Here is a 14,842-nt window from a genome sequence, read left to right as displayed (position 1 = left end):
AGCTCTCGGGAGCTCAACAGGGAATGGAGGCTGAGGCGAAACGTTCACGGGTCGCATTCGAAGTCATGCGTTCCCGCTAAGCGTCGACAGACATCGCCAATTCAACCGGCGGCCGGAGCCTAATCCCCATTCTCTTACCACGCGCGAGGGCGAATCGGTTTGCACATCAAAAGAACCGTCCGGTACTTCCGGACGGTTCTTCTTCGATTTTGGGTCATAAGCCGGGGGTATCGGCAGGGGCCGCGCAAGCGCCAAGCGGCATATGATAAGTTGGACGATTCGATCGTCGTCCGCAAGCGGCCCGCATGCCGGCGCCGGCCACCGGGCGGAGAACCGCATTTTGGATAAAGGAGCTGACGGCCGTCATGGGTAAACGAAACGGCAAGCTGACGCTCTCCATGGTCGTCAAAAACGAAAGCGGACGCTATTTGCGCCGCGCCTTGGAGGCGCACCGCGCCTGGATCGACGAAGCGGTCATCATCGACGACGGCAGCACGGACGATACGGCGGACATTTGCGAGGAGGCGCTCGCCGGCATTCCGCTGCGGCTTGTCCGCAACCGCGAATCCCGCTTCGCGAACGAAGTCGTCCTGCGCAAGCAGCAATGGGACGAAACGGTGAGCACCGGTCCGGAATGGATCGTGAATTTGGACGGCGACGAAATATTCGAGTCCGGCTTCGCCGGGCAAGTAGGCGACATTATGAGCGGCGTCCACGACGCGATCTACTTCCGGCTGTACGACATGTGGAGCGAGACGCATTACCGCGAAGATTTGTATTGGAAGGCCCATCACCTGTACCGCCCTTTCATGATCCGCTACAAGCCCGGCGTGGAGTACGAATGGAACGAAACGCCGCAGCATTGCGGCCGCTTCCCGGTGACGATCCGATCGTTCTCGTATTTGTGCCATCCGGCGCGAATCAAGCATTACGGCTGGGCCGATCCGATCGATCGGCAGAAGAAATACGAGCGATATATGGCGCTCGATCCCGATGCCCGTTACGGCTGGAAGGAGCAGTACGACTCCATTCTGGATCGGCAGCCCAATCTTGTTCCGTGGGAGGAGTAAAAACGATGCTTGTACGCGACATCGAGCGGGCGCTGGAACGCTCGGAGCAAGTGAGCTGGAGGTACGGGCCGGAGCTCGACCGCGGCGCTATCGTCCACCTGTGCCGACGTATCGGGCCAGGCGACGGGCCGGTTACCGTATTGGAGCTGGGCGGCGGACGGTCTACGTTCGTTTGGCGGGCGCTCGGCGAGCTCGGCCTCCTGAACGCAAACGTCGTCACGCTGCTGCACGATCCCGCGCAGGCGGACGAACTGGCCTCGCTCGTGCACGCGGCGGAAACGATAACGGTGCTTCGGGCGGGTCTGAAGCAAATTACGGATCACGATCGGGAACGGCTCTTCGCGGACCCCGTCGCCGCCGCCGGCGTATGGCCGACGATCGGAACGGACGTGCCGCGCGAGAGCTACTATCATTACACGATCCGGAACGCGTTTTACGACCGCGTCGATCTGCCGCTGGCCGAACGGTCGGCGGATGTCCTCATCGTCGACGGTCCGCACGGAAACGGCCGCTCGCTCGCCTATCCGCTGTTTGGCGGGAAGCTGAAGCCGGACGCGCTCGTGCTGATCGACGACTTCGACCATTATCCGTTTTTGGCCGATCTGGGACGCGTGTTTCGTTACAGCGAGCTGTACCGGGACATCGTCGGCGAGAAGCGCTGGGCGCTCGTCAAGCTGGAAGGAGCCGTTCAAGGAGGGAGCGACGGTTGATCACGGTCAGTTTATGCATGATAGTGAAAAACGAAGCGGACGTGCTGGCCCGCTGCCTGGAATCGGTGCAGGGCATCGCCGACGAAATCGTAATCGTCGACACCGGATCGACCGACGAGACGAAGCGGATCGCGGCGGCGTTCACCGACCGCATTTTCGATTTCGAGTGGGTCGACGATTTCGCGGCGGCGCGCAACTTTTCGTTTGCGCAGGCGACGAAGGACTACATTTTATGGCTCGATGCGGACGACGTATTCGAGCAGGCGGACCGGGAAAAGTTCATCCGGCTGAAGGAGACGCTCGACCCGTCTACGGACAGCGTCATGATGCATTATCATTTAAGCGTGAACGCCAAAGGCGAAGCGCTCTCCAGCCTGCGCCGCAACCGGCTCGTCCGGCGCGACCGCGGGTTTCGCTGGGAAAAGCCGGTTCACGAGCTGCTCGTCGTCGCCGGAAACATCGTGTACAGCGATATCGCCGTGACGCACAAAAAAGAAAAGGCGCATACCGACCGGAATTTGCGCATTTACCGGAAGCGGGCGGAACGGGGAGAACAGTTCGACGCCAGAGATTTGTACTACTTCGCCAACGAGTGGAAAGACAACGGCTATTTCGCCGAAGCGATCCAATATTACGAACGCTTTCTCGCCACCAAACAAGGCTGGAGCGAGGACTGCATCGCCGCCTGTCTGAAGATGGCCGACTGCTTCGGCCGGTTGAACGATCGCCAAAGCCAGCTTCGCTCGTTGCTGCGCTCGCTTCTGTACGGGCGTCCGCGCGCCGAAATGTGCTGCAGGGCCGGCGCTCTTTTCCTGGCGGACAACCGGCTCGAGCAGGCGGTATTTTGGTATACGGAGGCGACCCGTCTCGGCAAGCCCGACGGAATCGCCGGCATGGTCGAGCATGAGGCCTGGACGTGGCTGCCGCATCTCCAGCTTTGCTTATGCCACGATCGGCTCGGGAATACGGAAAAAGCGCGGGAGCATAACGAGATCGCCGCTTCGTACGTTCCGAATCATCCCGGCGTGCTGCACAACAAAGCTTATTTCGAACGGATCGCGAAGCGGGGACCGATGATCGGGGAGGGATCGGCATGAGGAAGAAGCGGGTGCTCATAGCGAGTCCCGTCCACCAGCGGCCGAGCATTTTGCGGCCGTTTCTCGATTCGCTGGGCGAGCTGAAGCGAACGAACGCGAACGTCGGCTATTTGTTTTACGACGACAACGAAGACGAAGCGTCCCGCGACCTGCTGCACGCCTTCCGGGAAAGCCGGCCGGGAACGATCGTGCTGCGGTCCGACCGCGAAACGTCCGCGTCGTACAGCCGTGACGAATATACGCATTATTGGAAGGAAGAGCTGATCTGGAAAGTGGCCGACATGAAGGATCGGATGCTCCGGCATGCGCTGGAGCGCGGCTACGACTATATTTTTCTCGTCGATTCCGATCTCGTGCTCCATCCGTTGACGCTGGAACGGCTGATCGAAACGGGCAAAGATATCGTTTCGAACATATTCTGGACGAGATGGCAGCCGAATACGATCGAAATGCCGCAAGTATGGCTGCGCGACGAGTATACGATGACGGCGAAGCGGCGGGGCGAAACGTTGACGGACGAGGAGAGCGCGGCGCGGACGAAACATTTTCTCGCCATGCTGCGCGTGCCGGGGCTGTACGAGGTCGGGGGGCTCGGCGCCTGCACCTTGATCAGCCGAAAGGCGATTCGAGCCGGGGTCCGGTTCGCGGAAATCAAAAATTTGTCGTTTTGGGGGGAGGACCGGCATTTTTGCATTCGCGCCCAGGCGCTCGGATTCGATTTGTTCGTCGATACGCATTACCCGGCCTATCATCTATACCGGGAGGCGGATTTGGCCGGGGTTGAGTCGTTCAAGCGGCTTGCGGGAATGGCGGCCGAGGCGCCTCCGGCGATTACGATCAGCGTCTGTCTGATCGTCAAAAACGAAGAAGAGGCGCTGCCGAACTGCTTGAGCGGCGTCCGCGGCATCGCCGACGAAATCGTCGTCGTCGACACGGGCTCCGACGATCGGACGAAAGAGATCGCCGCTTCTTTCGGCGCCGTCGTATACGACTTCGAATGGGTCGACGATTTCGCCGCCGCGCGCAACTTCGCCTTTTCCAAGGCGACGCAGCAGTACATTCTGTGGCTTGACGCCGACGATACGATCCGGGAGAAGGACCGGCGGCTGCTGGCCGAGCTGAAGCGCACGCTCGATCCGTCGGTCGACAGCGTGTCGATGCACTACCATCTCGTCCTGGACGAAAACGGAAACGCGACCCACAGCTTGCGCCGCAACCGGCTCGTCAAACGGGAAAAAGGGTTCCGCTGGATCGGGGCCGTCCACGAATATTTGGAAGTCGGCGGCAACGTGCTGCACAGCGAAATCGCCATCACGCACAACAAAAACAAAACGTACACCGACCGCAATTTGCAAATTTACCGCAAGCGGAAGGAGCGCGGGGAGGCATTTACGGCTCGCGATATGTATTATTACGCGAACGAGCTGCGCGATCATTCGTTTTACGAAGAGGCGGCCGTCCAGTACGAGGAGTTTCTCGCGTCGGGGCTCGGCTGGATCGAAGACAACGTGGCGGCCTGCTTGAAGCTGGCCGACTGCTACGGCCATCTGTGCGAGCGGGAAAGCCGGCTCGAAGCGCTCGTTCGCACGTTCGTCTACGACGTACCCCGCGCGGAAAGCTGCTGCCGGCTGGGCGCCTATTTCCTCGATTGCGGAGATCCGGAAAAGGCGGCTTACTGGTACGAGCTCGCCACCAGATTGACCCGCAGCGGCAAGTCGATGGGGCCCGTCGACCATGCGGCGTGGACGTGGCTGCCCCATTTGCAGCTGTGCGTCTGCCTCGACCGGCTGGGCCGGCACGAGGAAGCGAAGCATCATAACGACATCGCGCTCTCGATGAATCCGAATCATCCGAGCATGCTGTACAACAAACAATATTTCGACCGGCTGTTCGCCGCGAAAGGATGACGCAAACCCGGCATTTTCGCGGTATTTTCGGATAAAAGACGCGTGCCCGTAGGTACTTCCCTTTTTTTGTAAAACGCCCGTTCCATCGAGGACGAACCTTCATAATGTAGTACATGCATTTCATTCCGGCTTCGTTCACAGGCAGTCCGGTTGAAAGCATACGAACCTCGATGGAAAGGAGTCCATACGGCATGCATCATAACAATCTTATAGTTAACGGCGATTTCGAAACCGGCTCGATCGACCCTTGGCTGACGCTTAATGCCGGCATTACGACGACCGCGGTGCATACCGGCTTTTATGCCGCGAGCTTGCAGGGCGGAAACGTCGACGCCGTTTTGGCCCAGCTCGTTCCGGTCGCGCCGGGGGAAGAGCTGGCTTTGATCGCATCGCTGGCGACGGCCGGAGCGGGTCCGAATCCGCTTGTGCTCGTAACGATCAGCTATTACGACGATGCATTCAACTTTCTCGGCTACAGCGCGGTCGAAGAAATAATGCCGGGCCGGCTTCCGAACGGTCTGGACGGCGAATGGCTGACCGTGTATCCGATTGTCACGGTACCGCCCGGCGCGACGCAGGGGCTGCTTGTTTTCAATAAAATCGAAACGCCGGGCTCCAGCGACGTATTTATCGACAACGTACAGCTGACGTATAGCGAGTACAGCGGTACCGGCGCTACCGGTGAAACGGGAGCAACCGGGCCGACAGGGGCCACGGGAGCGACGGGAGCGACGGGAGAACCGGGAGCGCCCGGTGTAACGGGGGCGACGGGAGCAACCGGAGCGACGGGAGAACCGGGAGCGCCCGGTGTAACGGGAGCAACCGGAGCGACGGGAGAACCGGGAGCGCCCGGTGTAACGGGAGCGTCGGGAGCAACCGGAGCGACGGGAGAACCGGGAGCGCCCGGTGTAACGGGAGCCACGGGAGCGACGGGAGAGCCGGGAGCGCCCGGTGTAACGGGAGCGACGGGAGCAACCGGAGCCACGGGTGCTACGGGAGTAACCGGTGCGACCGGCGAAACGGGAGCGACGGGCTCGGGCGCGATCATTCCGTTTGCATCGGCCGGTCCTGTCACGATGACGTCCCTGCTGGATCCGCTTATCGGCACGAGCAGCGTCGTCGGCTTCGGCAGCAGTGCGTCCGGAATCAGCGTGGCGGGCGGAACGATCGATCTGTCGGGCACCATCGGCGGCTTGCCGATCGATTATGCGTTCACGGTACCCCGTGCGGGCGTCGTTACGTCGATTGCCGCTTCGTTCAGCAATACGGCTTCGCTGGCGCTTGTCGGGGACGTTTCCGTAATCGCGACACTATGGATTTCCACGGGGCCGCCGAGCAACGTTTTCACTCCGACGGCTGTAACGGTATCAATGCCGCTTCCCGCCGTACTGGCGCTCGGGACGTTCGTCACCGACAGCGCGTCGGGCTTCGCCCTTTCGGTATCCCCGGAAGATCGGCTGTTGATGGTATTCTCGATTACGCAAGGAGTCGCCAATACGGTGATCGGATACGCCAGCGCCGGCATTACGATCGTATAATGCGGCAAAGCGGGTTATATATCGAAAAAGCAGTCCGACGGCATTTGCCGCCAGGCTGCTTTTTTTCGGTTGACCGTAGAAGCTCGTATTCTCGGAGAAACGTTGTGAAACGACCGAGAACCGGACTTCCGGCGCCTTTAATAAGTCTCCAAAGCCCGTTATTTTCGACCGTTACATCCTTATATCGTCCAACGCACAAGGAGTCCCGCATGCGTAAGCCCGCCTCCGAAGCCGTACAGCAGCAGCGTTTGCCCGGGCCGCAGTCTGCCGTCCGCCGCTGCGTCGGATAATGCGAGCGGAATCGACGCCGCCGACGTGTTGCCGTAGCGGACCATGCTGTACAACGTTTTGTCGATCGGAACGCCGCTCTTCTCGCATATCGATTCGACCATGCGCAAATTGGCGCTGTGCGGCACAAACCAATCGATCGCCCCCGAATCGAGGCCGGCTTTCTCCAGCAAAGCGCGCATCCCTTGCGGCACCGTTTGCACCGCCCATTTGTACACGGCCCCTCCGTTCTGAACGATCAGCTTCGTATCGCGCAGCGGCTCGCCGAACATATCGGAGCGCATGCCCGTCCGGTAAACATGCTTGCCCCCGGTTCCGTCGGATCCCGAATGAGAGGCCAAAAAGCGGTGCTCCTCGTCGCTTCCGCCCTGCTCCACCAGTACGGCTCCGGCGCCGTCCCCGAATAAAATGCAGGTGGATCTGTCCGTGTAGTCGGTCGTTCGCGACAGCAGATCCGCTCCGATGACGAGCGCTTTGCGGTGCAATCCGGCGCGAATCAGGCCGGCCGCCATATGAACGCCGTACACGAAGCCGGCGCAGGTGGCGTTCAAATCGACCGCCCCGGCCGCCTCGATGCCGAACCTGGCCTGCACTTGACACGCCACGGACGGAAACGGATAGTCCGGCGTATGCGTCGCCACGAGAATCAGATCCGCGTCGCGTACCGTGACCGGATAACGGGACAGCATGTTTTCGACGGCGGCAAAGCACAGGTCGCTCGTATATTCGTTTTCCCCGGCAATGCGTCTTTCGCGAATGCCGGTCCGTTCGACGATCCACGTATCGTTCGTTTCCACCATCTTGGACAAATCGTCGTTCGTTAACACTTTTTCCGGAACGTAGCCTCCGATTGCCGTAATCGCGGCACTGTACAAAGTCGTTTCACGCTGCATGCGTACGCCTCCTCGACGGATGGAATGAATGGGCCGCACCGCCCGAATGAGCATTTTTTTATGCCTAGTATTAGTACCAGGTACTAATATGCTGTTATGGAAACAATACATCCGCTTCGCCCGTTTGTCAACCTTTCGATTCGAAATCCCTTCGAATCGGGAACGAACGAAGCGAATAGCGGATTGCCCGTTTTGGCATATTAGGGGTAAAAGAACGTGCAGTCATGGAGGTATGTACGGATGAAGAGCTGCAAAAAGCTTCTTCTGCTAATGACGGCCGCGCTCGTTTTGCTGTTCGGCGCCGCGGTTCAGGCGAATGCGTTCGGAAAAGGGGCCAAAGGGCCCGATGTGTTCGCCGTTCAGGGCATGCTGAAGTCGCTCGGCTATTTCAACGGCACGATTACCGGATACTACGGCTCGGAGACGGAAGCGGCCGTGAAGCGGTTTCAGCAAAAATACGGCTTGACCGCAACCGGGTCGGTCGACGATAAGACGCTGGAATCGATATTGTGGGCGTACGCCAGCGCAAAGCTGCCGAAGCGGGCGCCCCCGGTCCCGGCGCCGCAGCGGCCCCGCCCGAAGCAAACTCCTGCGCCCGCGCCTGCGCCGACTCCGGCACCGAAGCCGAACCCGGCTCCGGAGCCTCCGGAACAAATCAGTCCGGAAGAGCTGCAAATGGTCGAACTCGTCAACAAGGCGCGGCAGGAGGCGAGCTTGTCCCCGCTGACCGTCGACGCTCCGTTGTCGGAGGTCGCCAGGCTGAAAAGCGAAGACATGGCGGAGCATAACTATTTTTCCCACCAGTCGCCGACCTACGGTTCGCCCTTCGAAATGATGAGCCAGTTCAACATTTCGTATTCGAGCGCGGGGGAAAATATCGCCTGCAACCAGACGGTGCAGGGCGCGCACGAGACGCTGATGAACTCGCCGGGGCACCGCGAAAACATTCTTAATCCGACGTTTACGCATATCGGCGTCGGGATCGTCGACGGAGGAAAATGCGGCAAAATCGTTACGCAGCAGTTTATTGCGAGATAGCGTACCGCACAATGACCCGGCATAAGTTGGGGGCGCGGCCAATCGATCGCAGCTTTCCGCGTCGCATGACGGGCCGGATAGCCGAGCATCCTAAAGGTGTTCGGCTATTTTCATTTTCTTAACGACGGGAGCTGAGACGATTTTGGTTACGAAAACGATCCGGCTGGCGCTTCTCGCTTCTCTTGTCGCCGCCGCGGCAACCGGCTGCGCGAACGCCCGGCATGAAACGTCCGGAACGAACGACGGCGTGAAGACGAAAAATTACCGCCCGCTCGGGAACGATGCCGATATGAGACTCGGTCTGGACGGGTACCGGGGCGCCGACCCCGGCGCGATTCGGGACGGCGACAGCCTGAGACGAGGATTGAACCGCGACAACGGGCCGACCGGCTTCGATCAGGACGGCGTCAATCGATGGAGCGACTACAAAGGGGGAACCGGCGCGGCGGACGCTGTAACCGGACCGCATGCGAATACCCGGATGGAATCGGCCCAAGACGTCGCCAATCAATTGACGGCCATCGATCCCGTCAAGACGGCGAACGTGCTGCTGACCGATCAGAACGCCTATGTCGCCGTAACGACGAAGGACGGCCGCGATTTGGAAAACGCGGGCGACGTGAAAGCGAAAATTACCCAGCACGTACAGTCTGCTCGACCGAACATCCGCAACGTCTACGTTTCGGCCAACCCCGACTTCGTGGGCAGAGCGAACAGCTATGTGAACGATTTGAACGCCGGCAAGCCGGTATCGGGATTTATCGGGGAATTCAATACGATGGTGCAGCGCATCTTCCCGACCAATACGGCTCGGTAAAGGCGGAAGCAAGCTTGGCAAAGAAACGGTCGGCCGACGATTCGGCCGGCCTCTTTTTTGCGGCTTAGCATTGTAATCGATAGATATAGATTTGCAATCTTTCAGCCCGACTATCGTCGCCATTCGAATGCGGGGCGGCCGCGTCGCCCATTTTTATGCGCCTTCGCACCAAAGCGCCGACCCGCTCATATCATGGAGTTGACTGTATCCCTACACCTTGTAACATATACAAAACCCAAGCAAGGAGGGGTGGCGATATTGAAGGGCAACGACCACAAAAACAAATTTCTTTTGACCAACCGTGAACGCGAAGTCTTTGAACTGCTCGTGCAAGACAAGACAACGAAAGACATCGCTGGGCAGCTGTTTATCAGTGAAAAGACCGTGCGCAACCATATCTCGAACGTCATGCAAAAGCTGAACGTGAAAGGTCGATCGCAGGCGGTTGTCGAGTTGATCAAGCTTGGGGAACTAAAGATTTGAATGCAGCCGGATTCGGCGAGCCGAAACTTCCTTCCACAACCGTAATCTTTTACGGCTGGGAGGAAGTTTTTTTTAAACGCTGCAGGAAGATTGCTTTCGCTAAAGCACCGAAGCGAACGCGGCTTTCTGTACCCAACAAGCTGCCGCCAAAACACGAGCTGCGCCTCTCAAAGAGCGTGACGTCTCCTAGCCGTTTTGTAAACGAAAAAAACGCTAAAGCATGGAGCGAGCGGCGACTTTTGTCTAAACGTCCGACGTATCCTACACCTGCCGGATGGTTGGAATCGAGTATCGAACGAACTGGAAAACCTCCTGTTCACTCGCTCTCGTATAGGCATCGTGTCGAAATACCGGGAGAAGCTCCAGTTATAATGGTCCTGTATCGATGAAAAGCGCGGTTTGTACGATTTTAGCGGGACGTTTTCCCGTTGTTTTGCCCGGAAACGGGAAACAACCGAAAATAACGGGAGCATTTCCATCTCGTTCCCCTCCGCTGCCGTTTCGGCTTGCAAAAAAGGTTCGGTTTGCGCAAAAAAAACCGTCCGTCCCGACCTTAACGCCAAAGCCGGAGCGGGTTTCCTGCTGCCGACGGCGGGAAACGGCGATACCGGCTCAATATGACCGCGCCGGCGTCGTCGGGAGTTGGAGCGGGGGACGAGCAAGGGGCGAGGGGGGCGGCTGCGGGACGGGTCTCAAGTTCCACGTGTCAAACGGACATGGCGGCGCTAATAAGCCTCATTTCGGCATCTTTTTTTTCTAACGGACACAGGTAGGCCGTCGATTAATTGTGGATGGTTTCCGTTCATGCTCCTCATTTGCCTCCAAATCGATTTTTTTTGAGATTGTAAACTAACGCCATTCAAAAAAATCGATTTGAAGACCGATAAGGATGGGGGGATTGATCTGTCCGCATTAAATCGACAGACTCACAGGCGCAGCTATTGGGCGAAAAACCCCCTTTTGGCCGGCGGTTCGGAGCCAATAAGCGCAGGTGTTGTCCGTTACGATCGGAAAACGGCCGATTCTCGCGAAATAAGCGTCGTGGCGTCCGTTGCGTTTGCGAAGCCGACGGTTTGCGCTCATCCTCGAATACGTCGATGGGGCCGGAATCCGGGGCGGCAGCTAACGAATCCGGACATCGTGATCGAGCCGAAAGTGGAACAAAAACGACCCGTTTTGCCGGAAATCGCGATAAGGAGTTCGTTTCTTCATCAAAACCTCCGCACTCGGCCCCGATCACGATTGCCAGGTTCGTTAGCGGCAATTGAGCCGCAAGCATTGACGGATCGGTTTGAGATGTTATAGTGCCGCAGAAGTTCGAAAAACCGGGCGCGACGAAATCGTAACTTTTTGCCTTCGCCAATCGTCAAAAAGGGCAGAAGCGAAAAAACGGAAAGAGAGCTGAAGCGATATGAAGCGACGCATCGCCGCCTGCTTGCTGGCGCTGCTCGTCGGCTTTACGACGGGATGCACGGAGAAGCCGAACGAAGCGGGCGAGACCGGCGAGGCCGGCGCAGGAGCCGCCGGAGCGGACGGCCGTTCGGAGCAGGTTCCGCCGCCGGCAGCCGGCGCGCCTTCCGGGCCGGACGGCGGCGGCTCGCCGGAAGTGGCGCCCGGCGCGGAAAGCCCCGGCTCATCGAATCCCGATCCGGCCGGCCCGTACACGATTACGTTCGAGGGCGATCCGCGGATCCGGGCGCCGGGGCGAACGCTCGTGCCGCCGTCCAAGCAAACGTTCCTCGTCAAGTTCGACGAGGCGATGGACCGGGCGTCGGTCGAGCAGGCGATCGTTTCGGCCAACGCCGCCATCCCCGGCAATGCGAACGTAAGCGGCAAGTTCAAGTTCGCTTGGGCTTCGGACCGGGAGCTGCGAATCGAGCTGCTGCTAGCCGCGGAAGACGCCGTTCAGCCGGCAAGCCGGCATTATACGGTACGGCTCGCCGGCGCCAAGACGAAGAACGGGGCGGAAATCAACGAGCATGTCGATTTCGGCGTAGTCGTGGAAGCCCCGGGACAGCTGTGGCGGCTTTCTCCCGACGGCAAAACGGCGGAGAAGCTGACGTCGCTCGAAGTGCCATACGGCATGCAGCCGCTCGGCGGCGACGGCCGGTATTGGCTGCTTACGCGGCCGACTCACTATTGCGAATGCGACGCCTATTCGGTCCCGGTTTATTCGCTCTACGACGCGACGGCGAACAAAATCGAACATGTCCCGTTCCGTCTCTATACGAACTATATCGGAGAAGGGACGTTTACCGTCGACAAACGCGGATTTATGTACGCCGGGACGGACGTCCCGGGCATTTCCGGCAGCAAGGACGCGTACAAGGTCAAGCTGGACGGCTACGTGCACGGCGCCGAGTTCAGCCGCGACCGCAAAACGGTCGTCGCCGCGGTCGGTCCGTCCGAGCGGCACGTAAGCGACCTCGATCTCGTGCTGTACGACCTGGAAAGCGGCAAGGAACGCCGGTTTCCGAAAGCGCTGACCGGCCGGACCGGGATCAACATGGTGAACGACAGCGTGCCGGTGCCGGTTTCGTTCTACGATGACGGCCGCCGGATTTATACGTGGATGTACAAATCGGACGGCTTTAACGAGATCCGCCATCAATACGATTGGAAAACGGGCGATATCGGGACGTGGGACGTTCCGGAGGGCGTCGGCACGTGGTCCTGGTTTACGGCTTCCGCCGACGGCGCGTACCGGATGTACGCGAACGGGGGCCTTTATAAAGGTGACAACAAGGTAAGCGGCGATCCTGCCGGATTGAGCGGCTACCCGGTTCATTGGCTGGGGGACGGCCATACGTTCGTGTATGCCGGATACGAGGACCCGGCCAGGGGCGCCGTGCGCCACATCTATGCGTTCGACGCGGACAGCGGCCAAAGCCGCAAGCTGTACCCGAACTTGACGCCGCAAAGCGGACTGCTCGGAACGTCCTCCGACGGCAAATGGATATACGCGGTCAGCGCCGACCGGCTTGCCGCAGCCCGATAATCCGCCTGCAGCGGACCGGATCGCCCGGGATCGCCTTACGGGATCCGACCGGGCGCTTTTTTTTTCGCTTTATGCGCGGGCGGCGTCCGTGCTACACTTGAACCGGAAGAAGCAAGCTGCTTGCGACCGACAACGATCGTTAGGGGGAGCCCGGTGAGACCGCCATTCCATATACGGCCATTGGAAGCCCATTACAGCGAAAATGGCACCAGCATGAAGTTCCACTCGCACACCCATTTCGAGCTTTACTATTTCCACGGCGGCAAAGCGAACTATTTGATCGGCGACAAAATATTCGTGCTGTCGCCCGGCGATTTGATCCTGATGCACGGCATGACGCTGCACTGCCCGAACGTCGACACGAGCGTCCCGTACCGGCGGACGATCGTGCACTTCGATCCCGCCTTCATCAAGCCTTTTACCGAAGCGCCGTTCGCCATCAACGTGCTGCAGCCGTTTTACGAAATGAAAAACGTTCGCCTCCATCTGGAAGGGACGGCCCGGATCGAAGTCGAGGCGATGCTGGAAAAGATGTGCAGACTGTCGTTCGAGGACGGCGCGCTGTCGCGGGACCGGCTTATCGTCGCCTTTCTCGACCTGATGCTGCTCGTCTACGAACGCTGCCAATCGTCCGATGCGCCGCCGGTGTTTCCGTCCGACAAAGAGCGCCATGCGCAAAACATCATCGATTTCGTGGAAGAGCATTACCACGAGGATTTGCATTTGGAGCAGCTCGAGGAGCGGCTTCATCTGAACAAATATTATTTGTCCAAGCTGTTCAAGGAAGTGACGGGCGCGACGATCTTCGACTATGTATACCACCGGCGAATCAACCAGTCGAAAATCCATTTCGTGCTCGACCGCGATATGTCCGTCACCGACGTTTGCTATAAAGTCGGCTTCAAGCATCCATCGCATTTTACGCGCATGTTCAAAAGCCGGGTCGGCTGCACGCCCGAGCAGTTCCGGAAGCAAGCCGCATTCACGTGAAGCGCATATGCCAACGACAGTCAACAGACCCGAACCGATACGGCAACGAGGGTAAAGAGACCGGCACTCCTTTATGGTAGGATGAGTGGAAAAGAGACGACGCTGCGCGATCGTTTGGTTTCGCGCGCGGTCGGACAAGGGAGTGTCCAGATTGAAATTCGCCGTTTTTACGGCCATGCTGCCGGAATATTCGCCGGAGGAAGCCGTAGCGCTGCTGCACAAGCACGGCTACGACGGCGTCGAGTGGCGCGTCGCGGCCGTCGATCGCGGCCGGATCGAGGAGAAGCCGTCGTTTTGGGGGAACAACCGGTGTACGGTCGACGTCGGATCGACGGACGGGCATTTGGAGCGCTTGCGCCGTTTGACCGACGAAGCGGGCCTCGCCGTACCGAATTTGGGATGCTATTTGAAAGTCGGCGATTTGGCCGCCGCCGAACGGGACATGCGCATTGCCGTCAAGCTCGGCGCGCCCTCCATCCGCATCGCCGTGCCGGGCTACAACCGGACCCGCCCGTACGGGGAGCTGCTGGCGGAAGCGCGCGCCTATTTGGAAGGCGTGCAGGAGCTGGCCGGCCGCTACGGCGTCAAAGGCCTCGTCGAAATGCATATGAACTTTATCGCCCCGAGCGCCGGGCTCGCCCGACGGCTGGTGGACGGCTTCGATCCGGCGCGGATCGGCGTCATTTTCGACCCGGGGAATATGGTGTACGAAGGTTACGAGCAGTACCGGATGGGGCTCGAGGTGCTCGGCGACTATTTGGCGCACGTGCATATCAAAAACGCCGTCTGGGAACGCGCGGTCAGCCCGGAAGGAGCGCCTGCGGGACGGACGGCATGGAGAACCGTCTCGGCGCCCATGCGCGAAGGCTTCGCCGATTGGGCGCAGGTGATCGCGGACTTGAAAAGCGTCGGCTACGACGGCTGGCTCAGCTTCGAAGATTTCAGCTTGTCGGCGCCGTCCGAGGAGCTGCTGGCGCAAAATCTCGACTATATCAAATCGCTATTGTAGAAGG

Annotated in this window: 12 protein-coding genes; 11 read left to right on the top strand and 1 reads right to left on the bottom strand. The window is 59.4% G+C overall.

What is annotated here, in order from left to right:
- The first annotated feature begins 365 nt into the window (after positions 1–365).
- The 5 genes from PV407_RS28940 to PV407_RS28920 all read left to right on the top strand — a co-directional run bounded on the left by PV407_RS28940 (position 366) and on the right by PV407_RS28920 (position 6,322).
- The gene (locus tag PV407_RS28940) at positions 366–1,070 is read left to right on the top strand and encodes a glycosyltransferase (protein WP_332093489.1); all 705 of its coding nucleotides are present in this window, start codon (positions 366–368) and stop codon (positions 1,068–1,070) included.
- A gap of 5 nt (positions 1,071–1,075) precedes the next feature.
- Positions 1,076–1,780, top strand: coding sequence for a hypothetical protein (locus tag PV407_RS28935; protein WP_332093488.1), 705 nt, complete (start codon positions 1,076–1,078; stop codon positions 1,778–1,780).
- Positions 1,777–2,877, top strand: a complete 1,101-nt coding sequence (locus PV407_RS28930; protein ID WP_332093487.1) for a glycosyltransferase family 2 protein — start codon at positions 1,777–1,779, stop codon at positions 2,875–2,877. Before PV407_RS28935 ends, PV407_RS28930 begins: the two co-directional genes overlap by 4 nt.
- A complete protein-coding gene (locus PV407_RS28925) occupies positions 2,874–4,784 on the top strand; it encodes a glycosyltransferase (protein ID WP_332093486.1) in 1,911 nt (636 codons plus the stop codon). Before PV407_RS28930 ends, PV407_RS28925 begins: the two co-directional genes overlap by 4 nt.
- 191 nt (positions 4,785–4,975) lie before the next feature.
- On the top strand, positions 4,976–6,322 hold the full coding sequence (locus PV407_RS28920) for an NTTRR-F1 domain (RefSeq protein ID WP_332093485.1): 1,347 nt from the start codon (positions 4,976–4,978) through the stop codon (positions 6,320–6,322).
- A gap of 179 nt (positions 6,323–6,501) precedes the next feature.
- Here the strand turns inward: PV407_RS28920 and PV407_RS28915 are convergent, their stop codons facing one another.
- Positions 6,502–7,503 (bottom strand): ketoacyl-ACP synthase III, encoded by a 1,002-nt coding sequence (locus PV407_RS28915; protein ID WP_332093484.1) that lies wholly within the window; start codon positions 7,501–7,503, stop codon positions 6,502–6,504.
- 240 nt (positions 7,504–7,743) lie between these two features.
- Here PV407_RS28915 and PV407_RS28910 point away from each other — a divergent pair, with 240 nt between their 5' ends.
- The 6 genes from PV407_RS28910 (at position 7,744) to PV407_RS28885 (ending at position 14,838) form a co-directional block, all read left to right on the top strand.
- Positions 7,744–8,541 carry a CAP domain-containing protein gene (locus PV407_RS28910; protein WP_332093483.1) on the top strand — a complete coding sequence of 266 codons (798 nt, stop codon included), beginning with the start codon at positions 7,744–7,746 and terminating at the stop codon, positions 8,539–8,541.
- 142 nt (positions 8,542–8,683) lie between these two features.
- Complete coding sequence (locus PV407_RS28905; RefSeq protein ID WP_332093482.1) at positions 8,684–9,358, top strand: YhcN/YlaJ family sporulation lipoprotein; 675 nt, start codon at positions 8,684–8,686, stop codon at positions 9,356–9,358.
- A 258-nt stretch (positions 9,359–9,616) separates the two neighbouring features.
- Positions 9,617–9,841, top strand: a complete 225-nt coding sequence (locus PV407_RS28900; protein ID WP_138877617.1) for a helix-turn-helix domain-containing protein — start codon at positions 9,617–9,619, stop codon at positions 9,839–9,841.
- Between the two features lie 1,411 nt (positions 9,842–11,252).
- A complete protein-coding gene (locus PV407_RS28895) occupies positions 11,253–12,839 on the top strand; it encodes a hypothetical protein (RefSeq protein ID WP_332093481.1) in 1,587 nt (528 codons plus the stop codon).
- Positions 12,840–12,992: 153 nt separating this feature from the next.
- Positions 12,993–13,829, top strand: a complete 837-nt coding sequence (locus PV407_RS28890; protein ID WP_332093480.1) for a helix-turn-helix transcriptional regulator — start codon at positions 12,993–12,995, stop codon at positions 13,827–13,829.
- 151 nt (positions 13,830–13,980) lie between these two features.
- A complete protein-coding gene (locus tag PV407_RS28885) occupies positions 13,981–14,838 on the top strand; it encodes a sugar phosphate isomerase/epimerase family protein (protein ID WP_332093479.1) in 858 nt (285 codons plus the stop codon).
- Positions 14,839–14,842: the final 4 nt, after the last annotated feature.

This window comes from Paenibacillus sp. GYB003 (assembly GCF_036577625.1).
Lineage (GTDB): Bacteria > Bacillota > Bacilli > Paenibacillales > NBRC-103111 > Paenibacillus_AB.
The sequence above is the reverse complement of the archived record's forward strand: the minus strand, read 5'-3'. Positions and strand labels throughout refer to the sequence as shown.